This window comes from Halomonas fontilapidosi (assembly GCF_014192285.1).
Lineage (GTDB): Bacteria > Pseudomonadota > Gammaproteobacteria > Pseudomonadales > Halomonadaceae > Halomonas > Halomonas fontilapidosi.
This window is the reverse complement of the sequence record NZ_JACHXQ010000008.1, coordinates 72079-98948: the sequence shown is the minus strand read 5'-3', so window position 1 is coordinate 98948 and position 26870 is coordinate 72079. Positions and strand designations below refer to the sequence as shown.

The window sequence follows — 26870 nt, the reverse complement described above, 5'->3', positions numbered from 1 at the left end:
GCGGCTGCGGGGCTTCATCGATTGGGTGGTCGAGCCGCTTACGAGCTGAGAATCCCGGCGCCTCAGGGATAGCGGCCGCTACGGCGGTTCTCCACCAGCACCTCGAGGATGGCGTTGGCTTCCTGCATCACCGGGGAGGGGGCCTCTCCGCGTCGGCGGCTGCAGATGACGGGGGTGGTGATGCTCTTGTCGGCCAGGTAGACATAGCTGATGCCGTCGCGTTGCACGCGGCGCACCTGCTCTGGCACCAGGCTGATGCCGATTTCCGAGGCCACTAGGCCCAGCGCCGTCTGCAACTCGTTGGCCTCCTGTACCACTTCTACCTTCAGCGCCTGGCGGCGAAATAGCCCGAGCACCATGTCGGCCATGCTGGGGCGGGGCTTGGCGGGAAACAGGATCAGCGGATAGCGGGCGAGCTGCTCTAGGGTGGGGGTGGTGCCTTCCAGCGGGTGGCCGGTCGGCACCACCGCCATCAGCGGCTCGTCGAACAGCACCTCCTGCGCCACGTCCGGGTCGTCGATTCTGAGACGACCGAAGCCCATGTCGATACGACCCGCCTTCAAGGCCTGGATCTGCTGCACCGTGGTCAGCTCGGCCAGGCTCAGTTCGACATTATCCTTTTGTCGTAAGTCGCGGACCAGCAGCGGCAGCTGCCCATAGAACACCGATGGCACGAAGCCAATGCCGAACATGACGCGCTTGCTGCGTGCCATGCGCCGTGTTGCCTCCAGGGTGGCGTCCACCTTCTCGAGTATCTGGATAGCGTGCTGCCGGAAGAACTGCCCGGTAGTGGTCAGGCGCAGGCCACGGGATCCGCGCTCGAACAGCTCGGCCCCGACCTCCTTCTCCAACTGCTTGATCTGTCTAGACAAAGGCGGCTGCGACATGTGCAGCCGCTCGGCAGCACAGGTCAGATTCAGCTCCTCTGCGACCACGCAGAAGTACCTAAGGTGGCGCAGTTCCATGATACCTCCTGGGTATGGCAGGGCACCCAAACAATATTGGTTCGGTCTTCCCGCTGCAATCAGACTGCCATGCAATCACCAGATTCCCGGACTTCGGAGCCCCCATGTCATCCGTGATCGAAAGCATCGAGACGCTGCTGGTCGACCTGCCGACCATCCGCCCGCACAAGCTCTCCATGACCACCATGGCCTGCCAGACCATGGTCATCGTGCGGATGCGCCACAGCGATGGCATCGAGGGCCTCGGCGAGGGCACCACCATCGGCGGGCTGGCCTATGGCCCTGAGAGTCCCGAAAGCATCAAGACCAACATCGACACCTACCTGGCACCGCTGCTGGTGGGCCAGCCCTCGGGCAACGTCCATGCATTGCGTGCCCGGCTAAATCGCCATGCCCGTGGCAACGCCATCGCCAAGTCGACGCTGGAGACCGCGCTGCTCGACGCCCAGGGCAAGCGCCTGGGCCTCTCGGTGGCTGAGCTGCTGGGCGGCGCCCGCCAGACGCACCTGCCGGTGCTCTGGACCCTGGCCAGCGGTGATACCCGAAAGGACATCGACGAGGCCCTGCTGCGTCTCGAACAACGTCGCCATTGCGACTTCAAGCTGAAGATCGGTGCCAACCCGGTGGACCAGGACGTACGCCACGTGGCCGCCATCAAGGAGGCCCTGGGTGACCGGGCAAGCGTGCGGGTCGACGTCAACCAGGCCTGGGATGAGCCCACCGCGGTGCGCGGCATCCACGCACTGCAGGATGCCGGCATCGAGCTGATCGAGCAGGCCATTCCCGCCCGTGAGCATGCCGGCCTGATTCGCCTGGCCAACCGCTTCAACGTGCCGATGCTGGCCGACGAGGCGGTGCAGGACGCCCGCGACGGGCTCGACCTGGTGGTTGGCGGCTTCAGCGGCGCCTTCGCCCTCAAGATCGCCAAGTCCGGCGGGCTGCACGGCGTGCTGGAGCTGGCCCACGTGGCCCAGGCCGCCGGCATCGGCCTCTACGGCGGCACCCTGCTCGAGGGCACCATCGGCACCGCCGCCTCCCTGCACGCCTGGGCGACACAGGACGAGATGGCCTGGGGCACCGAGATGTTCGGCCCGCTGCTGCTCAAGGACGACATCGTTGCCGAGCCGCTCAACTACCGCGAGTTCGGTGTCGACCTGCCCCAGGGCGCGGGGCTCGGCATCACCCTGGACGAAGACAAGCTGGCCCATTACGCGCGCCCGTAGGTCCGCCGGCATTTCGCCAGGACCGGGGTCGCCATCAATCGTTATCGGGCCAGTCCCGAAGAGAGGAGGAGAACATCATGCTGTTTCAGGTGGAAATGACCGTCAAGCTGCCGCCGTCCATGCCGGCCGAACAGGCCGCCGAGATCAAGGCGACCGAGAAGGCCTACGCCCAGGAGCTGCAGCGTTCCGGCAAGTGGCGCCACCTGTGGCGCGTGGCCGGCAGCTACTCGAACGTCAGCATCTTCGACGTCGAGGACAACGCCGAGCTGCAGGAGCTGGTCAGCAACCTGCCGCTCTTTCCCTACATGGAGATCAGCGTCAAGCCGCTGTGTCGCCACCCGTCCTCCATCCGCGAGGACGACGCCTGAGTCACGGATGAAGCACGCCAGTCCGCTGCGGGACTGCACCAAATAACGATCGAGGATAACCGACCATGACCGTGAAGATATTCGACACCCCCGAGGTCCAGGACTTTCTGACCACCGTCGCCGGCTTCGACCAGGCGGGCGGCAGCGAGCGCGCCAAGCAGATCATGCACCGCCTGCTCTCCGACCTGTTCCGGCTGATGGACGACTACGACGTCAGCGCCGAGGAGTTCTGGTCCGCCGTCAGCGTGCTCAACGCGCTGGGCAATGGCACCCAGTTCGGCCTGCTGGCCCCGGGGCTGGGCTTCGACCATTACCTGGACATGCGCATGGACGCCGACGACCGCGAACGCGGCCTGCTGGGCGGCACTCCGCGCACCATCGAGGGCCCGCTCTACGTGGCCGGCGCCCCGGAGGCCGAGGGCTTCGCGCGCATGGACGACGGCGAGGACCAGGACGGCGAGACCATGTGGCTGACCGGCCAGGTGCGTGACGTCGACGGCAACCCCGTTCCCGGCGCCAAGGTCGAGATCTGGCACGCCAACTCCAAGGGCGGCTACTCCTTCTTCGACCCGACCCAGTCCGAGTACAACCTGCGCCGCAGCATCGTTACCGATGCCGAGGGCCGCTACACCGCGCGCAGCATCATCCCCTCCGGCTACGGCTGCCCGCCGGACAGCCCGACCCAGCAGGTGCTCGACCTGCTCGGCCGTCACGGCCAGCGCCCGGCGCATATCCACTACTTCATCTCCGCCCCGGGCCACAAGCACCTGACCACCCAGATCAACCTGGCCGGCGACCCCTACACCTTCGACGACTTCGCCTTCGCCACCCGCGAGGAGCTGGTGGTGCCGGCCAACCGCATCGAGGACCCGGCCGAGATTGCCCGGCGCGAGTTGGACGGCCCCTTCTCCGAGGTGGTGTTCGACGTCGAGCTGGCGAAGACCGACGCCCCCGAACTGCAGCATCGCCACGCCCGCCCGCGGGCCAAGGAAGACGAGCAGGACCAGCACAGCCAGCTGGCCGGCACCGCCAAGGTCTGAGCGAGCCGTCGCCCCTTCACCCCCTGATCAACGGACGGTCCGCCCCGGGGCGGATCCTCCCCCGCATAACAATCGAGGAGATGGATCATGACCACCCAGCTTGACCAACTCGAGGAACGCGTCCGCGGCGCCGTCGTCGACGACGCCGACCACGGCATCTTCCGCTGCCATCGCAGCATGTTCACCGACCCGGCCTTCTTCGACCTGGAGATGAAGCACATCTTCGAAGGCAACTGGCTGTTCCTTGCCCACGAGAGCCAGATCCGCGAGCCGGGCGACTACTACACCGTGACCATGGGCCGCCAGCCGGTGGTGATCACCCGCGACAAGCAGGGCGAGCTGCACGGCCTGATCAACGCCTGCGCCCACCGCGGCGCCACCCTGTGCCGGCGCAAGCAGGGCAACAAGGGCACTTTCACCTGCCCCTTCCACGGCTGGACCTTCAAGAACGACGGCAAGCTGCTCAAGGCCAAGAACGAGAAGAACGGCGCCTACCCGGAGGGCTTCAAGCAGGAGGGCTCCCACGACCTCAAGCGCCTGCCGCGCTTCGCCAACTACAAGGGCTTCCTGTTCGGCAGCCTGAGCGATGACGTCCAGCCGCTGGAGGAGTACCTGGGCGAGACCACCAAGGTCATCGACAACATCGTCGACCAGGCGCCGGAAGGCCTGGAGATCCTGCGCGGCACCTCGTCGTACACCTACAACGGCAACTGGAAGCTGCAGGCCGAGAACGGCGCCGACGGCTACCACGTGAGCTCGGTGCACTGGAACTACGCCTCGACCATGGAGCGTCGCAACTACGACGCCGGCGGCACCAAGGCGGTGGACGCCGACGGCTGGTCGAAGAGCCAGGGCGGCTTCTACTCCTACGAGAACGGCCACATGATGCTGTGGACCCGGCTGCTCAACCCCGAGGTGCGCCCGGTTTACACCCGCAAGGATGAGATCGAGGCTGAGCTTGGCGAGGCGCGGGCCGACTCCATCGTCAACCAGACCCGCAACCTCTGCCTCTACCCCAACGTCTACCTGATGGACCAGTTCTCCACGCAGATCCGCGTGCTGCGTCCGCTCTCCGTCGACAAGACCGAGGTCACCATCTACTGCTTCGCGCCCAAGGGCGAGTCCGCGGAGAACCGCCGGGTGCGCATCCGCCAGTACGAGGACTTCTTCAACGTCTCGGGCATGGGCACGCCGGACGACCTCGAGGAATTCCGCGCCTGCCAGGACGGCTACAACGGCCAGCTTGCCGAGTGGAACGACCTCTCTCGCGGCGCCAAGCAGTGGATCGAGGGGGCCGACGAGAACGCCCAGGCAATCGACATGAAGCCGCTGCTCAGCGGGGCCTCCCCGGAAGACGAGGGGCTCTACGTGCTGCACCACCAGCACTGGGTCGAGGAGATGTTGCGCGCCATCGACAAGGAACGCAGCCAGTTCATCGCCACCGAATCGGCCTGAGCCGAGCGACCTGACAGGGGAGAGAGACCATGAGCACCAGCTACCACGACATCCAGGCCTTCCTGTACCGCGAGGCGCGCCTGCTCGACGACCGCCAGTGGGACGAATGGCTGGCGTGCTACCGCCAGGACGCCGAGTTCTGGATGCCGGCCTGGGACGACGACGACCAGCTGACCCGGGACCCCGAGGCCGAGATCTCGCTGATCTACTACCCGAACCGCGAGGGGCTCGAGGACCGGGTCTACCGGATCAAGACCGAGCGCAGCGGGGCGAGCACGCCGGAGCCGCGCACCACCCACCAGATCACCAACCTCGAGGTGCTGAAGGAGGAAGGTGACACGGTGGAGCTGCGCTTCAACTGGCACACCCTGAGCCACCGCTACAAGAAGACCGACAGCTACTTCGGCAGCGCCTTCTACACCCTGGACGTGTCGGGGGAGACGCCGCTGATCACCAGAAAAGTCGTGCAACTCAACAACGACTACATCCACCAGGTCATCGACATCTATCACATCTGACCTGGTCACGCTGACCCGGTGCGGGAGGAGATTCGACCATGAGCTATACCATTGCACTCAACTTCGAGGACGGCGTCACCCGTTTCATCGGCTGCAAGGAGGGGGAAACGGTCCTTGACGCCGCCTATCGGCAGAAGGTCAACCTGCCGATGGACTGCTCCGACGGCGTCTGCGGCACCTGCAAGGGCCATTGCGAGCAGGGCGGGTTCGACATGGGGGACGAGTATCTGGAAGAGGCGCTCTCCGACGAGGAAGCCGCCGAGGGCCAGGTGCTGACCTGCCAGATGGTGCCGTCCTCCGACTGTGTCATCCAGATCCCGGTGGCCTCCGCCGTGTGCAAGACCCAGGTCGGCAAGATCGAGGGCACCCTGGCCGTGGTCGAGCAACTCTCCGAGGACAGCATCGAACTGGGCGTGGACCTGGATGACGAGGCAGCATTGACCTTCCTGCCGGGGCAGTACATCCACATCGATGTGCCCGGCAGCGGAGAGCACCGCTCCTACTCCTTCAGCTCGAAGCCCGGCGACCGGCGTGCGGCCTTCCTGATCCGCAATATCCCCAACGGGGTGATGAGCGGCTATCTGACCGAGCGCGCCAAGGTCGGCGACCGGCTGGCCCTGACCGGGCCGATGGGCAGCTTCTACCTGCGCGAGATCTCCCGCCCGGTGCTGATGCTGGCCGGCGGTACTGGACTGGCCCCTTTCCTCTCCATGCTCGAATTGCTGGTCCAGAAGCGGGCGGAAGGGACGCCTTGCGAGCATCCGATCCATCTGATCTACGGCGTCAACAAGGACGACCACCTGGTCAAGGTCGACGCTCTGGAGCATTTCACCGCGGAGCTGCCGACCTTCAGCTACTCCACGGTGGTGGTGGACGAGGCGAGCCAGCATCCGCGCAAGGGCTATGTCACCCATCACATGGATGCCGAGGTGCTGCACGACGGTGACATCGACGTCTACCTGTGCGGGCCGCCCCCGATGGTCGATGCCGTGCTCAAGCATTTCGATGCCGAGGGCATCGTTCCGCAGAGCTTCCATTACGAGAAGTTCACCCCCAACCAGGCACCCAAGGAGGCGTCATGAGCATAGCACCCGTCAACGGCTCGCGGTTCCAGGGGCGGGTGATGGTCATCACCGGCGCAGCCCAGGGCATCGGGCGGCGGGTTGCCGAGCGGGCCGGCGCCGAGGGCGCCCGCCTGGCCCTGGTGGATCGTGCCGACCTGGTCCATGAGGTGGTGGCGGGGCTCGCCGAGCAGGGCGTGGACGCCATCGCCCTGCAGGCCGACCTCGAGACCTGGGAGGGGGCTGAGGAGGTGATGGCCCGCACGGTGGAGCACTTCGGCCGGATCGACATCTTGATCAACAACGTGGGCGGCGCGATCAACTTCAAGCCGTTCACCGAGTTCACCCAGGCCGAGATCGCCGCCGAGGTCCAGCGCTCGCTGATGCCGACGCTGTGGTGCTGCCGGGCGGTGCTGCCGACCCTGGTGGCGCAGGGCGGTGGGGTGATCGTCAACGTCTCCTCGGTGGCGACTCGGGGCATCCACCGGATCCCCTACTCGGCGGCCAAGGGGGGCGTCAATGCGCTGACCGAGTCCCTGGCCTTCGAGGTCGCCGAGCACGGTATCCGCGTGGCGGCCGCCGGCATCGGCGGCACCGAAGCGCCGCCGCGGAAGATCTCCCGCGGCACGCCCGAGCCCCAAAACGAGACGGAGCGAGCCTGGTTTCAGGCGCACATCGACCAGACCAAGCAGAGCTGCCTGATGCAGCGCTACGGCACCCTGGACGAGATGGCTGCGCCGATCCTGTTCCTGGCCTCCGACGAGGCGAGCTACATCACCGGCAGCGTGTTGCCGGTGGGCGGCGGCGACCAGGGCTGACCCCTGCGCCAGGCGGGCTTCGGACCGCCCCGTTCGCCTTGCCCCTGACCATCCGTGGCTTCCGACAGCAACGACAACAAGCCCCTGGAGCACAGCATGAGACACCTCGAGAAAGGCGCCGGCCTCGCATCGGCGCCGCGGGACTTCCTGCGCGATCTCAACGCCGACAACCTGAGCGCCGGCGTGGTCGCCGGTATCTTCGGCCTCAGTGCCGGCATCATCCATATCAGCGCCGGTACCGCGGCGGGGCTGCCCAAGGATTTCACCCTGCTATGGGTGATCAGCTACCTGTTCATCAACGGCCTGTTCGGCCTGATCCTGCCGGCCTATTACCGGCTACCCCTGCCGGTGGCCAACTCCATCCCCGGCGCCCTGCTGTTCGCCGCCATCATCCCCGTGGTGGGGCTCAATGAGGCCTTGGGGGCGACGCTGATGGCAGGCGCCATCTCGGTGGTGGTGGCCCTGGCCGGCTGGATGAGCCTGGTGATGCGGCTGATCCCCATGCCCATTGTCATGGGCATGGTGGCCGGGGTGCTGCTCAAGTTCGGCACCAATATGGTGATGCCGCTGCAGAACGCCCTGATCCCCGCGGTGGTGATGATCGCGGCCTTCTTCCTCTCGGCGCGCTTCCTGCGCCGGATTCCGCCGTTGGTGGTTACCCTGGTGGTGGGCGTACTCTACATGGCGCTCTCCGGTGCCGACTTCGCAAGCGTGGAGTTCTCCTTCCGCATGCCCGAGTTCATCATGCCGGCCTTCTCCATGGACGCCTTCCTGGCCTATGGCCTGCCACTGGCACTGATCCTGGTGGGCATGGAGACGCCCGCCGGCGTGGGGCTGGTCAAGGGCATGGGCTACAAGGAGGCGCCGGCCAATGCCATCACCTTCGTCGGCGGTATCGGCACCATGGTGTCGGCCTTCTTCAACCTGCACAGCACCTGCATCGCCGCGCCGATGACCGGCATTTGCTCCTCCCCCGAGGCGGGAACCCACGATAAGCGATGGGTGGCGGCGGTGATCGTCGGCATCATCTTCGTGGTCGGCGCCCCCTTCTACGGCTTCGTGTTCAGCCTGATCGAGGCGATGCCGAGCTACTTCATCGCCATCATCGCTGGCCTGGCGCTGCTGCGGGTGATCAGTTCGGCGATGCACATCACCTTCTCCGGCAAGCATGAGGTTGGGGCGATGTTCTCCTTCCTGATCGCGGTGTCGGGCCTGCAGATCTTCGGCATCGGCGCCTCCTTCTGGGCACTGATCCTGGGGGCTGCGATCTCGATGCTGGTGGAGTTCCGCGACTTCGACTTCTCCCGTGAGAGCAAGGCTGCCAGGGTCGCCGGCGAGGCGACCTGATACTGCCGGCGTCGCACCTCTCCTCCTTGGCCTGAATCTGCTTCGGTAGTTCAGGCCCTTTTTATTGTCGATAGAGAACCATCAGGACGCTTTACCATGTCGTTATTAAAGGACGTCTCGATACCCGCGATCACCGCCGGCTTCGTGGCGGTGCTGGTCTCCTACTCCGGCCCCCTGGCGATCTTCTTCCAGGCGGCCCAGAGCGCTGAGATCTCGACCACCATGATGACCTCCTGGGTGTGGGCGATCTCCATCGGCGCCGCCGTCTCAGGGATCGCACTCAGCCTGTGGCTGAAGGTGCCCGTGGTCACCGCCTGGTCGGCCCCGGGCACGGCGCTGCTGGTCACGCTGTTCCCCGGCTTGTCACTGAACGAGGCGGTGGGGGCCTACCTTACGGCGGCGGCGGTGATCTTTTTGATCGGCATCACCGGCTCCTTCGACTGCATCATCCAGGCGATTCCGCCGGGCATCGCCAGCGCCATGATGGCGGGCATCCTCTTCCAGTTCGGGGTCGGGGTCTTCGTCTCCTTGGAGGCGGTGCCGGCGCTGACCCTGGGCATGATTCTGACCTACCTGGTGTTCAAGCGGCTGACGCCCCGCTACAGCCTGGTGGCGCTGCTGTTGGTCGGCGTAGGTCTGGCCGTGGCCGTCGAGGATGCCAGCCTCGAGGGCGTGACGCTGAGCCTCGCAAACCCCCAGTTCATCCGTCCCGAGTGGACCTGGAATGCGACCCTGAGCCTGGCCATCCCGCTGGTGCTGGTCAGCCTGACCGGGCAGTTCCTGCCGGGCATGGCGATCATGCGCAGCGCCGGCTACAACACTGCGGCCAGGCCGATCGTCACCCTGACCAGCCTGACCTCCCTCGTCACCGCCTTCTTCGGGGGGATCACCACGGTGATCGCGGCGATCACGGCGGCCATCTGCACCAGCAAGGAGGCCCACGAGGATCCCGACAAGCGCTACGTGGCCGGGGTCGCCAACGGGGTCTTCTACCTGATCGGCGGCACCTTCGCCGGCACCATCGTGCTGCTCTTCACCTCGCTGCCCGGCGAGTTCGTCGCGGTGCTGGCGGGCCTGGCGCTGATCGGGGCCATCACCAGCAACCTCAGCGCCTTCGCCACTCACAAGGACCACCTGGAGGCCTCGGTGATCACCTTCATTGCCACGGCATCGGGGATGAGCTTCCTGGGGCTAGGGTCGGCTTTCTGGGGCGTGGTGGTCGGCGCGCTGGCCCATGCCCTGCTGCACCGGCCGCTGCCCGGCCTGGATCGCCGGGCCGCGCGGGATCCGGCCCGCAGAACGTCCTGATCCTCACCCCTAACATGTCAACAACAACGCGATCCAGAGGAGTCCGATGATGGACAAGATGCATGTGGCGATGGACGAGAGCGATGCCTCCCTGCGGGCCCTGTCGGTAATGTCAGCCGTCAGGAGCGGTCGGTGTCCTTTCGCTCCCCGTCCTTGACTTCATAGTCGCCCTCCAGCACCTGCTGTTCGCGGTAGCGACCGTCCGCGTCGCGGCTGTCGCGATAGCGAGTCTCGCGATAGTGGACGCTGCCGTCCACGTCCTCGGCCCGGTCGGCGCGCATCCTTTCCATCCGCTTCTTCATGCGGTGGCGCAGGAAGGGCATCATCGCCCAGCCGACGAGCAGGAAAAACAGCCCCAGTACGAGGGCGACGATCATCATGACGCCGAACAGCAGCCAGATGAACAGCAGCTTCAAGCTGCTCAGGGGGCCGCTGGGGCGGGTCTGGCGGGCGCGGGCCTGCCACTCTTGGGCGGCGCGCCAGGCGGCATTCTGCTGTGAGCCGCGGCGCGGGTCATGGGGGTCGGGCATGCGGGACTCCGATGTCTATGAAGGGGCGTCGGCCCGGCCGACGCCCCGTGAATGACTGCCCCTTGGAAAGCGTGCGGGGCGCTTCGTTCCGAGGCGGGATCAAGATGCGACCAGGCGCCACAGCGCGGCGGTCAGGATCCCCGCGGCGATCGCCGGCAATGGCTTGCGCAGCACCAGCATCACCCCCGCTGTGGCGACCAGGGCCATGCGGGCCCCGCCGTCGCCGTGCACAGCCATGGGGGTGATGACCGCCACCAGCACCGAGCCGGCCATGGCGTTGATAAAGCGCTCGACCCGTGGGCCGATGGGTACTCGGGCCATCACGAAGACCCCGCCGGCGCGGGTCAGGTAAGTGACCAGCGCCATGATCACGATGGCCAGCAGCACGCCACCGTTTGCAGCCGACAGGGTCATGGCGAGGCCTCCTTGCGCGCTGTGGGCATCAACAGGCCTACTACACCACCCGCCAGCGCCCCCACGATCACGTGGGCGTGGGGCGGCAGCCAGGCCATCGCCGCCAGGGCCGCCAGCGCCGCGGCGCCCCAGGGCAGCAGCACGCTGAGGTCGCGCTTGTCGCCCACCAGCATGGCCAGCAGGAAGCAGCCCATGATGGCATCCAGCCCGAAGCGGTCGGGCTCGCTGATGCCGCTGCCGAAGGCCACGCCAAGGCCGGTACCGATCATCCAGGTGGACCATAAGGCCAGGCCCCCGCCGACCAGGATGCCCAGGCGCGCCGCCGTGGTGCCCCCGCTCATGGCCATGGCCCAGTTGGCGTCGCTAAGCAGCAGCAGGCTGGCGTAGCGCCGCCCGCTCGACAGGTCACGCAGGTGCGGATAGAAGGCGGCACCCATCAGCAGATGACGGGCGTTGATCGCCAGGGTGATGGCGACCAGCGGCAGCAGCGGGATGGTGTCGCCCCACAGCTCCAGGGTCGCGAACTGCGCCGCCCCGGCGAACACCAGGCCACTCATCAGCAGGGTCTCGGCCGCGGAGAGCCCCTGCTGCAGGGCCGCCACCCCGAAGGCCAGCCCGAAGACGATCACGAACAGCGACAGCGGCGCCATGCGCCGGAAGCCGTCGACCAGATGGCCAAGGGTCGGTCGCGAGGTGTCGGGGCGGGTCATGAGCGCCACATCTCGGCGACGATCTCGTAGCTTCGCCGCCGGTCCTCGGCCGCGTAGACATCGGTATTGAGCATCAGCTCGTCGGCGCCGGTCAGCTCCAGGAAGCGCTCCAGGCCCTCGCGCACGGTCTCGGGCCCGCCGATCACCGCGGCGCCCAGGAACTGCTCCACCTGCGCCTGCTCCCGGGGCGACCAGTCCACTGCTTCCACCGGCGGCAGGGCCTTGGTGCGCTGGCCGCGGATCATGCCCAGGAACTTACGGCGGGCGGTGGAGGCGAGGTAGTCCGCCTGGAGGTCGCTGTCGGCGGCGATCACCGGCAGGCCGACCATGGCATGGGGCCGGTTCAGCACCGCCGAGGGCCGGAAGTTGTCGCGATAGAGCTTGAGCGCCTCGAACAGCTGGGCCGGGGCGAATTGGGCGGCGAAGGCGAAGGGCAGCCCCTCCCGGGCCGCCAGGCGGGCGCTGAAGTCGCTGGAGCCGAGCAGCCAGAGTGGCACCTGGGTGCCTTGGCCGGGCACCGCCCGCACTCGCTGGCCCGGCCGCTCGTCATCGAGATAGCCCTGCAGCTCCGCTAGTCGCTTTGGGAAATCATCGACGCCGGCATAGGGGTCGCGGCGCATGGCGGCCATGGTGGGGCCGTCGGAGCCCGGTGCGCGACCCAGGCCCAGGTCAATGCGCCCGGGGTAGAGGGTCTCCAGGGTGCCGAACTGCTCGGCCACCACCAGCGGTGGGTGGTTGGGCAGCATGATGCCGCCGCTGCCCACCCGGATGCGCTCGGTGGCCCCGGCGAGATGCCCGATCAGCACCGCGGTGGCGGCGCTGGCGATGCCCTCGATGCTGTGGTGCTCGGCCAGCCAGTAGCGCGTGAAGCCAAGCCGCTCGGTGAGCCGCGCCAGCGCCACGCTCTCCCTGAAGGTGTCGGCGGCGCTGCCGCCCTCGCGAATCGGGGCCAGGTCGAGCACGGAAAGCGGCGTGTCGGCGAGTCGGGACATGTCGTGGATAACTCCGGAAACAATTAGCCTGCTGAGTTTCTCCTAGCATCAGGGCGCCCGGGGTGGAATGCAATGCCGATGCCGCCCGTAACAGGTGTCCCTGTATTTCGCCACTGTACCCTGCCACGTCAGCAACGCAGCAAGCACTGAAGCGTACCGTTGGCGGCAGCGTCGATGTCGGTGGCCAGGTGCCGCGGCAGACCGTAAGCTCAGGGGATGATGGTGAAATCGGACTTCGACCATGACACGCATCCGCACCGGCCGCGACGCGTCCCGCCGCGGTGCCACCCGCCGGCGCCAGCGGCGTCGGTTCGACTGGGCCTGCTTCGATCGCTGGCTGGATCGGGTGGTGGTGGCCGCGGTGATCATCGCGCTGCTGGTGGGTGGCGTGGCCCTGTTCCTTACACTTTTCCTCTAAGTGTCGCTCTGATAAGTGTTTCTCTGACGTATATAAGGATGGTCAGCCCCATGCTGGGATTCCTCCAGGGATTTTCCTACGGCCTCTTTCTGACGTGTCTGCCATGGCTGCTGGTGGGCCTGATCAATCCCCGCCTGGCCGTGCCGTTCGAACCGCCCGGCCGTCTGCAGGTCATCCTGCGCTATGCCCTGATAGTGCCGTTCATCAGCATGCTGCTGTGGCTGACCTCGCTGTGGGGCGGCTTCGGGCCGACCCTGACAGGCTGGCTGGCCGGTCTGGTGGCGATTCCGGTGGCGCTACCGCTGGAGCGTCGGCTGCGCGGCTGGTTCGCTCGGCGGCGTGACAAGCGCCGGCAGGCGACGTTGGCCGCCGAGGCCGCACGTCGTCGTGCACAGCAGCAGCGCGACGCGCACGAAGCCAACCTGGCGGAGCTCGACCCGTCACATCCGCCGGCGGATGCCGATGACCTGGTATTGGCGCTGTGCCGCGCCAAGCAGCGGCTCATCGACGCACGGCGCCCCGACCTGGCGGTCCAGGCCGACCGGGTCTACAGCCGCTATTGTCATGTGCTGGGCGTGCTGGGGAGCCGCTTCGACAGCGGCGAACTGGCCTTCGCCCGCGCGCGTGAACTGGTCATCGAGGTCTGTCGCGGGGTGGTGGATACCCTGGATGCCATGGCCTCCCGGGCCCGCGGGGTAGCGAACGTGGACGGTGACTTCGTGCGGCGCCGCCTGAGTCGCGAAGGCCGCCAGTTGGGGACACAGGAGCGAGCCGCCCTGGTGCGGCGACTGGAACTGATCGAGGAAACCGAGAAAGGGCTGCGCGAGTTGGCCGCGCGCAATGAGGCGGCGCTGACCGTCCTCGACGACACGGCCGTGTCCCTGGCGCGCATCGAGACCGGGCGTCCACAGGCCACGGTCAGCACCGACCAGGCGCTGGAGGCGCTGCGCCATTTCGCTTCCCGTGCCGACCGCTATGAGCGTGGCAGGTCCTGATGCCAGCCCTTCCTTCCCTCCGAGCCTACCCTTCGACGAGGTGCCCATGACCCAGCAACCCGAACGCGACGCCGACCTGTCGCTGCCCCCCGTGGAGGAGATCGCCCGCCAGCTCGACGACAGCGAAGCGCACGGCGGCACACAAGACGCCGCCTTGGCGGCCCAGGCCGATGCCTTCGTCGACGAACTGGTCGATGACGGCGAGGCGGATGCCTTGGCGCGCAAGCGACGTGCCATCGACGAGCTGGGGCTGGAGCTGCAGCAGCAGGCCGCCCATCAGAGCGCCATGCTGCAGACCCCGCTGCGCCAGCTGGCCCACCACGGCGATGAGGGCGGCCCCGTGGCCAAGGCGCTGGTCGACCTGCGCGGCCGGATGCAGGAACTCGACCCGGCCCGACACCGCCTGTCGCCCGGTCCGCTGGATCGCGTGCTGGCCCTGCTGCCGGGTGCCAGCAGCCGTCTGCAGCGCTACTTTCGCAAGTTCGAGACGGCTCAGCAGGCGCTGGACTCGATCATTGCCGACCTGGAAGGGGGGCGCGACATGCTGCATCGCGACAACCTCACCCTGAGCGACGACCAGCAGGCCCTGCGCGACAGCCTCGCCCAGCTGGAGCGTCAGGTCGCCCTGGGTCGGCTGATCGACGAGCGGTTACAGGCCACCATCGCCCGTCGCGATGAGGAAGACTCCCAGCGGCGCTTTCTCGAAGAGGAGCTGCTGTTCCCGCTTCGCCAGCGCATCGTCGACCTGCAGCAGCAGCAGGCGGTGAGCCAGCAGGGCATCCTGGCGCTGGAGGTGATCATCCGCAACAATCGCGAACTGATGCGCGGGGTCGATCGCGCCATCAACGTCACCGTCTCGGCCCTGACCGTCGCTGCCACGGTTGCTCTGGCCATTGCCAACCAGCGGCTGGTGCTGGACCGCGTCGAGGCACTCAATGCCACGACCTCCGAGATGATCGGCGGGACGGCGCGGGCATTGCGCCAGCAGGGCGTCGATATCCAGCAGCGGGCCTCGTCGGCGATGCTCGACATGCAGGCCCTGGAGCAGGCCTTCGACGAGGTGATGGGCGCCATTGACGACCTGTCCCGCTATCGGCAAGAGGCGCTGCCGCGGCTGGACGATCAGATCGATCGGCTGGCGACCCTGGCCGGCCGGGGTAGCGAGGCCATCGGCCGCCTCCACCGCGGCCGCGAAGCAGGCGATGTCATCGACCCCGATCGCCACGGCTGACCCTTGGTGTCGCGCGCTGGACTATGCTGCTCGAAGGCGCCGATTCCGGCGTTCCACAGAGGGGCTAGGCAATGGCCGCAGTCAAGAACATCTTTGTAGTGGGACTCAACGACTTCAACCGCCAGCGTCTCGAGACGCTACATGGTGCAGAGGGTTGCCGGTTCCACGGGGTGATTGCCCCGGAATTGGTCTACGATACCGAGGAATTCGATATTGCCGCCATGCTCTCGGAGGCCACGGCGCAGCTCGAGGCCTTCGAGGGCTCCATCGACGCCATCGTCGGTTACATGGACTTTCCCGTCTCGACCATGCTGCCGATTCTCTGCGAACGCTTCGATGTCCGCAGTACCTCGCTTTCGAGCCTGCTGAAGTGCGAGCACAAGTACTGGAGTCGCCGCGTTCAGCGCGAGGTGATCCCCGACCACATCCCCGGCTTCACCGCCTTCGACCCCTTTGATGATGAGGCGATGACGCGCATCGGTGAGGCGGGTCTCTACTTCCCCTTCTTCGTCAAGCCGATCAAGTCCTCCGGCTCACGACTGGGCTTTCGCATCGATACCCCCGAGGATTTCTATCAGGCCATCGCGCAGCTTCGCGAATCGATCGGTACCATCGCGGATCCCTTCAATACGGTGCTCGAGCAAGCACAGCTGCCGCCGGAAATCGCCGCCGTGGACGGCCACTTCTGCATGGCCGAGGAGATCATCGGCGGCTGGCAATGCACGGTGGAAGGGTATGTCTTCGAGGGGAAGGTAGTCAGTTACGGTATCGTCGACTCGCTGCGCTACCCGCAGGTGCTGAGCTTCTTCCACTACCGGTATCCCTCCGGACTGCCCGAGGATATTCAGACCACCATGGTCGAATTGACCGACCGCATCATGACCCATATCGGTTATGACAACGCCGCCTTCAACATTGAGTACTTCTGGGACGAGGTCCAGGGACGCATTTGGCTTCTGGAGATCAATACGCGCATCTCGCAGTCGCATTGCGATCTCTTCGAGAAGGTCGACGGCGTCAGCAACCAGCAAGTCACCATCGATCTGGGGCTGGGACGACGGCCTGACATGCCGCATCGCGAGGGCGAATTTCCCGTAGCCGCCAAGTTCTTCCACCGGGTATTCTTTACCGATGCGGTGGTGACAAGGGTTCCCACCGACGCGGAGCTCGCGGAACTCGTGACCGACTTCCCCGGTTGTCATGTCGCCGTGCAGGTGGAGGAAGGGCAGCGGCTCTCCTCACTCCCCGAGCAGGACGCCTACAGTTTTGCCCTGGCGCATGTCTATCTCGGTGCGTCATCGGTCGAGCAGTTGCTCGCTGACTTCGACCGTCTGGTGGCGCGACTGGCGTTCGAGTTCGATGACGTTCAGGGCTGAGGTGGCCGGGAGTGGCACGCGGAGCACAAGGAATGAGGAGTGCAGCACCATGCGTATCGTCAATGATTTTCCCCGCCGGGTCATGGAAGAAGAGACCTGGATTCCCCTGCCTGATGGCAGCCGGCTGGCGGCGCGCATCTGGCGTCCTGTGGATGCCGAGCAGCAGCCGGTACCGGCGATTCTCGAGTACCTGCCCTACCGCAAGCGCGACCTCACCGCCGAGCGTGACATCCAGATGCATCCCTACTGGGCCGGTCATGGTTACGCCGGGGTACGGGTCGACATTCGTGGCACCGGCGACTCCGACGGCGTGCTCACCGACGAGTACTTGCCCAGTGAACTCGAGGACGGTCTGGTGATCCTCGAGTGGCTGGAGGCCCAGCCCTGGTGCACCGGCGATGTTGGCATGATCGGCATCTCCTGGGGCGGCTTCAATGGCCTGCAGATCGCCGCCCTGCGTCCTCCGCAGCTCAAGGCAGTGATCACGCTGTGCTTCACCGACGACCGCTACGCCGACGACATCCATCATATGGGTGGCTGCCTGTTGGCCGACAACCTCTCCTGGGCCTCGACCATGTTCGATGGCAACGCCTGCCCGCCCGATCCCGAGCTGGTAGGGGAGCGCTGGCGAGAGATGTGGCTCGAGCGCCTGAGGGGTAGCGGCATGTGGCTCGGCCAGTGGCTCGAGCATCAGCGCCGTGACGAGTACTGGAAGCATGGCTCGGTGTGCGAAGACTATTCACGCATTCAGTGCCCGGTCTATGCCGTCAGCGGCTGGGCCGACGGCTACTGCAATGCCGTCTTCCGGGTGCTCAAGGGACTCTCGGTGCCGCGCAAGGGGCTGGTCGGCCCCTGGGCCCACAAGTACCCCCACCTTGGCGTGCCGGGACCGGCCATCGGTTTCCTTCAGGAGACGCTGCGCTGGTGGGACCAGTGGCTGAAAGACGAGGAGACCGGCATCATGGACGAGCCCATGCTGCGGGTCTGGATGCAGGATTCGGTGCCGCCTTCGGCGCGTTACGATGAGCGGCCTGGGCGCTGGATTGCCGAGCCGGAATGGCCATCGCCGAATATCCTGTCAACCTCGTTCCAGCTCACCGTTGGGCATGACCTGTTGCCCGAAGTCGACGGTGTTGCAGATGACGATGAGGCCACTCTGGACATTCGCTCACCGCTATCGGTGGGGCTCTATGCCGGCAAGTGGTGCTCCTACAATGCGCCTCCTGACCTGCCTCATGATCAGCGCGATGAGGATGGTGGTTCCCTGATCTTCCAGACACCTCGTCTCGAGGCCCCGCTTGAGATCTGCGGGTCGCCAATGGTGGAGCTCGACATCGCCGCCGACCAGCCGGTCGCCATGGTGGCCTTGCGTCTCTCCGACATTGCCGAGGATGACAAGGCCACGCGAGTCTCCTATGGGCTGCTCAACCTCACGCACCGTGACAGCAACGAGAACCCCGAGCCGCTGGTGCCGGGCCAGCGCTACCGGGTCAGGATTCCGCTCAAGCATATTGCGCAGCGGTTTGCCGAAGGGCATGCCGTTCGTCTGGCACTTTCCACTAGCTACTGGCCGCTCGCCTGGCCGGCGCCTCGGCCGGTCAGGCTCACCATCCATCCGAGCGGCTGCCGCCTGGTCCTACCCGTGCGTGCGCCGCGGCCCGAGGAGGAAGCTGCCTTGCGGGCCTTTGACGAGCCCGAAGGGGCGGCGCCCATGGCCAAAACGCTGCTTCAGCCGACCCAGGAGAGCTGGCAGGTGATCCGCGATCTGGCCAACGATCGCACCACTTTGGAAGTGATCAATGATGAGGGGCGCTACCGCATCGACGATATCGACCTCGAGATCGCTGCCCGGGTCACCGAACGCTACCAGTATTCCTACGGCAGCTACGACAGTGTGAGCGGTTGGACGGAGTGGCAGCGCAGTTTCAAGCGCGGTGACTGGGCGGTCAGCACCCTGACCCGCACCCAGTTGACCAGCGACGTCGACAACTTTCGCATCCGTGCCACCCTGGATGCCTGGGAGGGAGAGACCCGGATCTACGCGCAGACCTGGGATGAGACCATTCCTCGCGATCTCGTCTAGGCGGGTAGGGGCTGCTATGGTGACGGGCTGATTCCAACCGGGACGCCTGCATGAGCCTGATCCCCGCTGCCGTGCCGACGACCCCTCGCGCCTCGCGCAAGGAGATCCTCGGCTGGGCGATGTTCGACTTCGCCAACCAGGCCTACACCCTGTTGATCATCACCGTGGTGTTCGGCGAGCTATTCACCACGGTGATCGTCGGCGATCGTGGCGACGGCTACCGCCTGGCCAACTTCCTGTGGAGCCTGGCGCTGTCGATCAGCTACCTGCTGGTGGTGGTGACCGGCCCGCTGTGCGGGGCGGTGATGGACTACCGGGCCGCCAAAAAGGAATTCCTGTTCATCAGCTACCTGGCCACCGTGGCTACTACCGCCATGCTCTACTTCGTGGCGCCGGGCTACGTGGTGCTGGGGCTGCTGCTGATCGTGGTCTCCAACTATGCCTACTCCATGGGCGAATCCTTCATCGCCGCCTTCCTGCCCGACCTGGGACCACCGCAGGATCTGGGCAAGATCTCCGGCTTCGGCTGGGCGCTGGGCTACGTTGGCGGGCTGTTCGCCGCCGGCTTCACGCTGGTGGTGCTGGGCGAGGCCACGGCGGAAAACTTCGAGCGCATCCGCTGGGTCGGCCCCTTTGCCGCGGGGTTCTTCCTGGTCACCGCCATTCCCACCTTCCTGTGGGTCAAGGAGCGCGGCACGCCCCAGCCGCCGGGCAAGCCCTATCGGGAGATCGCCTGGCAGCGGGTGGCCACCACCCTGCACGAGCTGCGGCGCTTTCGTGATCTGGGCGTTTTCCTGGTCTCGCTGCTGTTCTCCATGGCCGGTGTCTACATCATCATCGCCTTTGCCTTCATCTACGGTGCGCAGGTGATCGGTTGGGACGAATCGGTGCGCAACATCATGTTTATCATCGTGCAGATCACCGCGGCGGCAGGCGCGCTGGGCTTCGGCTTCATCCAGGATCGCATCGGCACCAAGGTCACCTACCTCTTCACCCTGGGCCTCTGGGTGGCGGCGATACTCGCCATCTGGGCCACGCCGGAGGTCACCGCCTTCCTGCATGCCCGTCTCGGGCTCGACTGGGAAGCCCAGCACCTGTTCCTGGTGGTGGGCTGCCTGGCGGGGCTCTCGCTGGGCTCCAGCCAGTCCGCGAGCCGCGCCCTGGTGGGACTCTTCTCGCCGAGCCGCAAGGCCGCCGAGTTCTTCGGCTTCTGGGGGCTGGCCAACAAGCTCGCCGGGGTGATCGGCATCATCGGCCTGGGCCTGCTGCAGTCGCTGGTGGGGCTCAAGGCATCGATTCTGCTCTGTGCGGTGCTGTTCGTGCTTGCCATCCTGATCTGTCTGGGCGTGAACCAGTCCCGTGGCCAGCAGGCGGCACGCGACTGGGAGGCGCGCAACGGGCACCGAGACCTCTCGGGACCGTCGCGGAATGTCCCTGTGGCATGATGGTCTCAAGGGGCAGTCGCCGAGAGGAAAGATCATGAGCGAGGAGCGAGCCACACGCCGTGCCGGCCTGGGCATGATGTTGCTGTTCTGGGTGTTATTCCTGGGGGGCGGGGCCTGGTACTTCCACGATTACCTGGAGGCGCAGCGCAACCCCAATGCCCACCTCGCCGATGTCTCGATAGGGGAGGGCGAGCCACTGGTGCTGGAGCGCAACCGCGCCGGCCACTTCGTGGCCACCGGACGTATCAACGGCGAGCCGGTCGAGTTCCTGCTCGATACCGGCGCCACCTATGTGGCCGTGCCGGCCGAGCTGGCCGAACGGCTGGGGCTCGAGAGCACCGGCAGTGCCTGGTTCAATACCGCCAACGGTCGAGTGCGTGGCGAACTGACGGTGCTCGACAAGGTGAGTCTCGGCGGCTTCACCGCGCGAGAGGTTCGCGGCTCCATCAGCCCGGGTCTCGCCGGCGACGCGGCCCTGCTGGGCATGAGCTTTCTCGGCCGCTTCGACATCGAGATCCGCGACGGACGCATGGTGCTGCGTCCCCCGCAGCGGTCATGAGGTCGACATGACGGTTCGTTCGCTGCTGCGACGTCTCCCCGAGGCCCTGCATCTCTGGGTGCTCATCGCCCTGCGGGTCAGGCAGGCGGTGATCGACTATCGAGTGACCATTCTGGCGGCCGGCGTGGCCTTCTACGCAATGCTGGCGCTGTTTCCGGCGATCGCCGCCATCATCTCCCTGTGGGCGCTGGTATTCGACCCCCAGGACATGGCGCGTCAGATCGGCGAGGCGAGCCGCCTGATCCCTCCCGGCGCCGCGCGGCTGGTGCAGGAGCAGGCCCGGGAGATCGGCGAGCATACCCAGGCCGGTCTCAGCGTCACGGCCGTGGGCGGTCTGTCGATTGCCATGTTCGTTGCCTCCAAGGGCGTACGCGGCCTGCTGGTCGGGCTGGCGGTGGTGCATGGCGAGACAGAACGGCGTGCCCTTTGGCACCGCGGCGTGATGATCCTGGCCCTGACCCTGGGGCTGGTCGTGACCACCCAGGTGGCGATCGCCTTCGTGGCGCTCTTCCCCCTGGCCATCTCGATGATGGGCCTCGAAGGACCGCTCTTCACCCTGATCAGCCTGCTGCGCTGGCCGGTATTGCTGTTGGCCATGATGGCCGTCATCGCCGTCTTCTACCGTTTTGGGCCCTATCGGCAGACCCCGCGCTGGGAGTGGATCCGCGTAGGTACGCTGGGCGCCACCCTGCTGTGGCTGATGGGCTCCGGCGGGCTGTCGCTCTATGCGCGCCACGTTGCCAACCTCGGCCAGCTCTATGGCTCCCTCGGCGCGGTGGTGGTATTGATGCTGTGGTTCTGGCTGTCGGCCTTCGTCGTCCTGCTCGGCGCGCTGATCAATGTGGAAATGGGCCGATCCCCCCTCACCGACGCCGAGGAGCGCACGACATGAAGACGCTGCTGCAACGCCTTGATCTGGATCTCCCGATCCTTCAGGCGCCAATGGCGGGCGCCCAGGGCAGCGAGTTGGCCACGGCGGTCTCGCGCGCCGGCGGCCTCGGGGCACTGCCTTGCGCGATGCTCTCGCCCGCGGCCATGGAGGAGGAGCTTGACGCCTTCAGAGCCGGGACCGCGGGGCCGATCAATGTCAACGTCTTCTGCCACGCCCCGCCCGCACCCGACCCCGAGCGGCAGGCGCGCTGGCTGGAGGCGCTGGCGCCCTGGTATGCCGAGTTCGACCTCGATCTCGAGGCGGTGCCGGCCGGGGCCGGGCGGCGTCCCTTCGATCATGCGGCCTGCGACGTCCTCGAATCCTTTCGTCCGGAGGTGGTGAGCTTCCATTTCGGTTTGCCGGCAGCTGAGCTGCTGGCACGGGTCAAGGCCTGGGGTGCCACGGTGCTCTCCACGGCCACCACGGTGGAAGAGGCACGCTGGCTCGAGGCCCATGGCGCCGACGCCGTGATCGCCCAGGGGCTCGAGGCCGGCGGCCATCGCGGGCTTTTCCTGACCGAGGACCTGACCACCCAGATGGGGACCCTGGCGCTGCTGCCTCAGGTTCGGGAAGCCGTGGACGTGCCGGTGATCGCCGCCGGGGGTATCGCCGATGCCCGCGGCGTGACGGCGGCGCTGGCCCTTGGCGCCGAGGCTGTTCAAGTCGGCACGGCCTTCCTCTGCTGTCCGGAGTCCCGCGCCTCGGCCATCCATCGCCGGGCGCTGATGAGCGAGGCGGCCCGCCATACGGCCCTGACCAACCTCTACAGCGGCCGCCCGGCTCGGGGCATCGTCACCCGGCTGATGCGCGAGCTGGGGCCGATCAGTGACGCGGCGCCGGCCTTCCCGCTGGCCACCGCGGCCATCGCCCCGCTGCGGGCCGCCGCCGAGGCGCAAGGCAGTGGCGATTTCTCGCCGCTATGGGCCGGGCAGAACGCCAGCCGCTGCCGCGAGGTTCCCGCCTGCGAGGTAGTGCGTGATCTGGCGCTCGGCCTGCTGCGCTGACGCTGGCTCATCGGCCCTGATATCATGGATGCATGAACAGTATTCCCGCCGCCGCCTCGGTCACCGCGCCCCTGGACGACCCACGCTACTACCTGGCGAACTTCCGCTTCGTGCTGGCGTGGGTCGCCGAGCGCCATGGTGATCTGCTGGACGCGACGGAGCATGACTTCCTGACCGCGTTCGCGGCCCTGCCCGAAAGCTCGCAGGCGCTGCTGGTGCGCATGGTGATGCGCAAGGGGGAGCACTTTCGCACCTCGCGCTTGCGCTATCCCGAGATCGGCGACACCGAGTCGGCGCTCGCGCCGCTGGTCGAGGCGGGCCTGGTTGAGCCCGCCCCGGCGCTCGACCTCGAGGAACTCTTCCGCCAGCTGCGCCTTCCCGAACTGCGCCGTGCCCTGGCCGGCGAGATCGCCGCCGCGGGGCTGCCCGCCGCCACCGGCAAGGCCGCGCTGCTCGAGGCGCTCGCGGCGCGGCTCACCAAGCCCCGCCCGTTCACCGAGTGGTGGCCCGCAGCACCGGACCGGGTCGTGCGCCTTGCCGTGATGCCAACCTGCGACCGAATGCGGCTGATGTTCTTCGGCAACCTGCGTCAGGACTGGGCCGAATTCGTGCTCACCGAACTCGGCCTGCAGCGCTTCGAACGGGTGGCAATCACGGCCGGTTCGCGGGCTTTTCGGCAGCGCACGGAGGTGGATGCCTATCTCGCCCTGCACCGGCTACGCGAGCGTCTCGAAGCCGGAGAGGCAGCGTCGGCACTGTACCGCGAGCTGCCCGCCCCCCTGACCGACAACACCTGGCTGGCGGCGCGGCATCGGCGGCTCTGCGTGGCGTTGGGACGCCAGGCGGAGCGCGAAGGCCAGGGTGAGACGGCGCTTGCCCTCTACGCGCGGGCCGGCTGGCCGGACGCGGGCCACGCCGGCAGCGTCGAGGGGCGCATCCGTCACCTGCGCCTGCTGGAGCGCCGCGGGGCCCACGCCACGGCTCTGTCGCTGGTGGAACCGCTGATGGACGCCCCGGCCAGCGAGGAGGAGGCACAAGCGCTGAACCGGCTTGGGCCGCGGCTGCGCCGCCGGCTGGGGCTTGCCCCGCAGGCGGCAACGCCCGAGCCCGTCCCTCGACAGTGGACCCTGACCCTGGCAGCCGGCCCCGTGGAAGCCGCGGTGCGCGACCACTTGCACGATGATGCGGCGCCGGTCCACTACGTGGAAAACAGCCTGTTCACCGGGCTCTTCGGCCTGCTCTGCTGGGAGGCGCTCTTTGCGCCGCTGCCCGGTGCCTTCTTTCATCCCTTCCATGGCGGACCGGCCGATCTCTACCGCGAGGACTTCGTGGCTCGCCGTCGTGACCTGTTCGATGCCTGCCTCGCCCGGCTTGAGAGCGGCGACTATCGCGAGATGATCCGCGCCACCTGGCGAGAGAAGTACGGGCTGGCCTCGCCCTTCGTGCACTGGGGAGCCCTCGACGAGGCACTGCTCGAGCAGGCGCTGGCCTGCCTGCCAGCGACTCACCTGCGCGCCTGCTTCGAGCGGCTGCTCGTCGACCTCAAGGCCAACCGTGCCGGCCTGCCGGACCTGATCCAGTTCCTGCCCGAGGCCCCGAAGGGCGAACCGCGCTACCGAATGATCGAGGTAAAAGGGCCCGGCGACCGGCTGCAGGACAACCAGCGGCGCTGGCTGGCCTTCTTCCAGGCGCGGGAGATGCCGGCGGTTGTCTGCCATGTGCGCTGGACGTTGGACGGCGAATGAGGGCGGGGGCGCGCTATCGCGTGGCGGTGCGCACGCTGTGCGACTTCACCGCCCGAGAGGGGGACCTGGACCATCGCTTCACCCCGGCCCCCAGTGCCCAGGAGGGTATCGAGGGCCATGCCCTGGTATCACGGCGGAGGGGCGAGGGATACGAGGCCGAGCTGCCGCTTTCCGCCGTCTTCGAGGGCCTGACGGTGAGCGGTCGCGCCGACGGCTTCGACTCCGCGGCGGGCCGGCTGGAGGAGGTCAAGACCCATCGTGGCCGGCTGGAGCGCATGGCCGACAACCAGCGCGCCCTGCACTGGGCGCAGGTCAGCGTCTATGGCGCGCTGCTGTGTGCCGAGCGTGGCCTGGCGTCGTTGACGCTGGCGCTGGTCTACCTGGACATAACCACCGGCCGCGAGACCGTGCTGACCCGCGAGGCGAGCGCCACCGAACTGCAGGCCTTCTTCGCGACCCAGTGCCGCCGCTTCCTGGCCTGGGCCGCGCAGGAGGCCCGGCATCGCGAGCGGCGTGACGGGGCGCTCGGCGAGCTCGCCTTTCCCCACGCGCGCTTTCGTCCCGGCCAGCGCGACCTGGCGGAGACCGTCTACAAGGCCGCCAGCACCGGCCGCTGCTTGCTGGTCCAGGCGCCCACCGGCATCGGCAAGACCCTCGGCACCCTGTTTCCGCTGCTCAAGGCCATGCCTCGCCAAGGGCTCGACCGCGTGGCCTTCCTGACCATGAAGACGCCGGGGCGCAGGCTGGCCCTGGATGCGCTGGCCACCCTTGGTGGCGACGACGGAGCCACGGCAAGCCCGGACGCCGAAGGCCCGGGCATCGGCAGCCCGGATGGCAAGCCCGCGCCGCTGCGGGTGCTGGAACTCACCGCTCGGGACAAGGCCTGCGAGTATCCCGGCCGGGCCTGCCATGGTGAGGCTTGCCCGCTGGCGGCGGGGTTCTACGACCGGCTGCCGGCAGCGCGCCAGGCTGCCGTGGCGAGGGGCTGGCTGGATCGCCAGGCGCTGCGCGAGGTGGCCCTCGATCACGGCGTCTGCCCCTACTACCTGGGGCAGGAGCTGGCGCGCTGGTGCGACGTGGTCGTCGGCGACGTCAACCACTGGTTCGATGCCAATGCACCGCTGCATGGCCTCGCCCGAGCCAACGGCTGGCGGCAGGGCCTGCTGGTGGACGAGGCCCACAACCTGGTGGAACGGGCCCGGGGCATGTACAGCGCCGAGCTGGATCAGCGCCGCCTCGCGGGGTTGCGGCGTGAGGCCCCTTCCGCCCTGAGGCGCCCCCTGGGGCGCCTGGCCCGGCAGTGGCAGGCGCTGGTCAAGGCGGCGGGGATGAGCGAGGCCGGCGAACCGGGCCGGTCGGCCTACTGCGTGCTCGACGATCTGCCCGAGGGGTTGGTCGCGGCCCTGCAGGGCGTCGCCAGCGCCATCACTGAATACCTGGGCGAACACCCCGACCAGGCCTCCCTCGCCCTGCAGGAGCTGCTCTTCGAGGCGTTGGCCTTCACTCGCCTGGCGGCGTCCTTCGGCGAGCATTCACTGTGCGACCTGGCCCGCCAAGGCCGTGGCCGCGCCGTGTTGGGGCTGCGTAACCTGGTGCCGGCGGACTTCCTGGCGTCGCGCTTCGTGGCGGCCCACTCGGCCGTGCTGTTCTCGGCGACCCTGAGCCCTGCCCACTACCATCGTGACCTGCTGGGCCTGCCGGTCAACACGGTGTGGCACGAGGTTATCTCGCCGTTCGCCGCCGAGCAGCTCGAGGTTCGCATCCGGGCCGACATCTCCACCCGACTGCGCGATCGAGAGAGGTCTCTTGCGCCCATCGTTGCCGAACTGGCCGGGCAGTACCGCCGACGGCCGGGCCACTACCTGGCCTTCTTCAGCAGCTTCGCCTATCTGGAGGCGGTCCTGGCACGACTGCAGGCGGCCCATCCGGCGATTCCCGTGCGCGCCCAGACCCGTGGCATGCGCGAGGAGGCTCGCGATGCCTTCCTGGCCGGTTTCACGCCGGGCGGGCAGGGAATCGGCTTCGCGGTACTGGGTGGGGCCTTCGCCGAGGGCATCGACCTGCCGGGCGAGCGGCTGATTGGCGCCTTCATCGCCACCCTGGGGTTGCCGCCCTTCAACGACTTCAACGAGGCCCTCAAGGCGCGGCTGCAGGCCCGCTTCGGCCTCGGCGACGATTATGCCTATCGTGTCCCCGGGCTGATCAAGGTGGTGCAGGCGGCGGGGCGAGTGATCCGGGGGCCCGAGGACGAAGGCACGGTCGTGCTGATGGACGACCGCTTCGCGCGCCGCGAGGTTCAGGCCCGCCTGCCGGGGTGGTGGGCGGTCGAGTGAT

Annotated in this window: 25 protein-coding genes; 20 read left to right on the top strand and 5 right to left on the bottom strand. The window is 67.3% G+C overall.

Going from position 1 to position 26870, the window contains the following annotated elements; translation table 11 throughout:
• Positions 1-62 precede the first annotated feature (62 nt).
• Positions 63-965, bottom strand: coding sequence for a LysR family transcriptional regulator (locus FHR95_RS12330; RefSeq protein WP_183314602.1), 903 nt, complete (start codon positions 963-965; stop codon positions 63-65).
• Between the two features lie 104 nt (positions 966-1069).
• Between FHR95_RS12330 and FHR95_RS12325 the strand changes: the two genes are divergently transcribed.
• The 9 genes from FHR95_RS12325 to FHR95_RS12290 all read left to right on the top strand — a co-directional run bounded on the left by FHR95_RS12325 (position 1070) and on the right by FHR95_RS12290 (position 10103).
• Positions 1070-2188, top strand: coding sequence for a muconate/chloromuconate family cycloisomerase (locus FHR95_RS12325; protein WP_183314601.1), 1119 nt, complete (start codon positions 1070-1072; stop codon positions 2186-2188).
• A gap of 77 nt (positions 2189-2265) precedes the next feature.
• Positions 2266-2556: a muconolactone Delta-isomerase gene (gene catC, locus FHR95_RS12320; protein WP_040184026.1), complete on the top strand. Its 291-nt coding sequence runs from the start codon at positions 2266-2268 to the stop codon at positions 2554-2556.
• Between the two features lie 65 nt (positions 2557-2621).
• Entirely contained in the window at positions 2622-3596 is a 975-nt protein-coding gene (gene catA / locus FHR95_RS12315; RefSeq protein WP_183314600.1) for a catechol 1,2-dioxygenase, read from the top strand.
• Between the two features lie 87 nt (positions 3597-3683).
• Positions 3684-5051: a Rieske 2Fe-2S domain-containing protein gene (locus tag FHR95_RS12310; RefSeq protein WP_183314599.1), complete on the top strand. Its 1368-nt coding sequence runs from the start codon at positions 3684-3686 to the stop codon at positions 5049-5051.
• Between the two features lie 29 nt (positions 5052-5080).
• Positions 5081-5569 carry a benzoate 1,2-dioxygenase small subunit gene (gene benB / locus FHR95_RS12305; RefSeq protein WP_040184029.1) on the top strand — a complete coding sequence of 163 codons (489 nt, stop codon included), beginning with the start codon at positions 5081-5083 and terminating at the stop codon, positions 5567-5569.
• A 38-nt stretch (positions 5570-5607) separates the two neighbouring features.
• On the top strand, positions 5608-6651 hold the full coding sequence (benC, locus tag FHR95_RS17040) for a benzoate 1,2-dioxygenase electron transfer component BenC (RefSeq protein ID WP_040184030.1): 1044 nt from the start codon (positions 5608-5610) through the stop codon (positions 6649-6651).
• The gene (gene benD, locus FHR95_RS17035; protein WP_221199322.1) at positions 6648-7448 is read left to right on the top strand and encodes a benzoate diol dehydrogenase BenD; all 801 of its coding nucleotides are present in this window, start codon (positions 6648-6650) and stop codon (positions 7446-7448) included. Before benC ends, benD begins: the two co-directional genes overlap by 4 nt.
• A 96-nt stretch (positions 7449-7544) precedes the next feature.
• On the top strand, positions 7545-8795 hold the full coding sequence (locus tag FHR95_RS12295; protein ID WP_183314598.1) for a benzoate/H(+) symporter BenE family transporter: 1251 nt from the start codon (positions 7545-7547) through the stop codon (positions 8793-8795).
• A 96-nt stretch (positions 8796-8891) separates the two neighbouring features.
• Entirely contained in the window at positions 8892-10103 is a 1212-nt protein-coding gene (locus tag FHR95_RS12290) for a benzoate/H(+) symporter BenE family transporter (protein WP_183314597.1), read from the top strand.
• Positions 10104-10222: 119 nt separating this feature from the next.
• Here FHR95_RS12290 and FHR95_RS12285 read toward each other — a convergent pair whose 3' ends face one another.
• The 4 genes from FHR95_RS12285 to FHR95_RS12270 all read right to left on the bottom strand — a co-directional run bounded on the left by FHR95_RS12285 (position 10223) and on the right by FHR95_RS12270 (position 12749).
• Positions 10223-10633, bottom strand: coding sequence for a hypothetical protein (locus tag FHR95_RS12285; RefSeq protein ID WP_183314596.1), 411 nt, complete (start codon positions 10631-10633; stop codon positions 10223-10225).
• A gap of 99 nt (positions 10634-10732) precedes the next feature.
• Positions 10733-11047: an AzlD family protein gene (locus tag FHR95_RS12280; RefSeq protein WP_040184034.1), complete on the bottom strand. Its 315-nt coding sequence runs from the start codon at positions 11045-11047 to the stop codon at positions 10733-10735.
• Complete coding sequence (locus tag FHR95_RS12275; RefSeq protein ID WP_183314595.1) at positions 11044-11757, bottom strand: AzlC family ABC transporter permease; 714 nt, start codon at positions 11755-11757, stop codon at positions 11044-11046. The genes FHR95_RS12280 and FHR95_RS12275 overlap by 4 nt, the downstream gene beginning before the upstream one ends.
• Positions 11754-12749 carry an LLM class flavin-dependent oxidoreductase gene (locus tag FHR95_RS12270; RefSeq protein ID WP_183314594.1) on the bottom strand — a complete coding sequence of 332 codons (996 nt, stop codon included), beginning with the start codon at positions 12747-12749 and terminating at the stop codon, positions 11754-11756. Before FHR95_RS12270 ends, FHR95_RS12275 begins: the two co-directional genes overlap by 4 nt.
• A 241-nt stretch (positions 12750-12990) precedes the next feature.
• On the opposite strand from FHR95_RS12270, the gene FHR95_RS12265 reads away from it, so the two are divergent.
• The 11 genes from FHR95_RS12265 to FHR95_RS12215 all read left to right on the top strand — a co-directional run bounded on the left by FHR95_RS12265 (position 12991) and on the right by FHR95_RS12215 (position 26869).
• Positions 12991-13167, top strand: a complete 177-nt coding sequence (locus tag FHR95_RS12265; protein ID WP_179861999.1) for a hypothetical protein — start codon at positions 12991-12993, stop codon at positions 13165-13167.
• 50 nt (positions 13168-13217) lie between these two features.
• The gene (locus tag FHR95_RS12260) at positions 13218-14162 is read left to right on the top strand and encodes a cobyrinic acid a,c-diamide synthase (RefSeq protein ID WP_183314593.1); all 945 of its coding nucleotides are present in this window, start codon (positions 13218-13220) and stop codon (positions 14160-14162) included.
• Positions 14163-14208: 46 nt separating this feature from the next.
• Complete coding sequence (locus tag FHR95_RS12255; RefSeq protein WP_183314592.1) at positions 14209-15393, top strand: toxic anion resistance protein; 1185 nt, start codon at positions 14209-14211, stop codon at positions 15391-15393.
• A 71-nt stretch (positions 15394-15464) separates the two neighbouring features.
• Complete coding sequence (locus FHR95_RS12250) at positions 15465-16769, top strand: ATP-grasp domain-containing protein (RefSeq protein WP_183314591.1); 1305 nt, start codon at positions 15465-15467, stop codon at positions 16767-16769.
• A gap of 49 nt (positions 16770-16818) precedes the next feature.
• Positions 16819-18852 carry a CocE/NonD family hydrolase gene (locus tag FHR95_RS12245; protein WP_183314590.1) on the top strand — a complete coding sequence of 678 codons (2034 nt, stop codon included), beginning with the start codon at positions 16819-16821 and terminating at the stop codon, positions 18850-18852.
• Between the two features lie 50 nt (positions 18853-18902).
• The gene (locus FHR95_RS12240) at positions 18903-20297 is read left to right on the top strand and encodes an MFS transporter (protein WP_183314589.1); all 1395 of its coding nucleotides are present in this window, start codon (positions 18903-18905) and stop codon (positions 20295-20297) included.
• A 34-nt stretch (positions 20298-20331) separates the two neighbouring features.
• Positions 20332-20856, top strand: coding sequence for a retropepsin-like aspartic protease family protein (locus tag FHR95_RS12235; RefSeq protein WP_183314588.1), 525 nt, complete (start codon positions 20332-20334; stop codon positions 20854-20856).
• Between the two features lie 7 nt (positions 20857-20863).
• Positions 20864-21748 carry a YihY/virulence factor BrkB family protein gene (locus FHR95_RS12230; RefSeq protein WP_183314587.1) on the top strand — a complete coding sequence of 295 codons (885 nt, stop codon included), beginning with the start codon at positions 20864-20866 and terminating at the stop codon, positions 21746-21748.
• The gene (locus FHR95_RS12225; RefSeq protein ID WP_183314586.1) at positions 21745-22791 is read left to right on the top strand and encodes an NAD(P)H-dependent flavin oxidoreductase; all 1047 of its coding nucleotides are present in this window, start codon (positions 21745-21747) and stop codon (positions 22789-22791) included. Before FHR95_RS12230 ends, FHR95_RS12225 begins: the two co-directional genes overlap by 4 nt.
• Before the next feature lie 32 nt (positions 22792-22823).
• Positions 22824-24536, top strand: coding sequence for a VRR-NUC domain-containing protein (locus FHR95_RS12220; RefSeq protein WP_183314585.1), 1713 nt, complete (start codon positions 22824-22826; stop codon positions 24534-24536).
• On the top strand, positions 24533-26869 hold the full coding sequence (locus FHR95_RS12215) for an ATP-dependent DNA helicase (protein WP_183314584.1): 2337 nt from the start codon (positions 24533-24535) through the stop codon (positions 26867-26869). The genes FHR95_RS12220 and FHR95_RS12215 overlap by 4 nt, the downstream gene beginning before the upstream one ends.
• Position 26870: the final 1 nt, after the last annotated feature.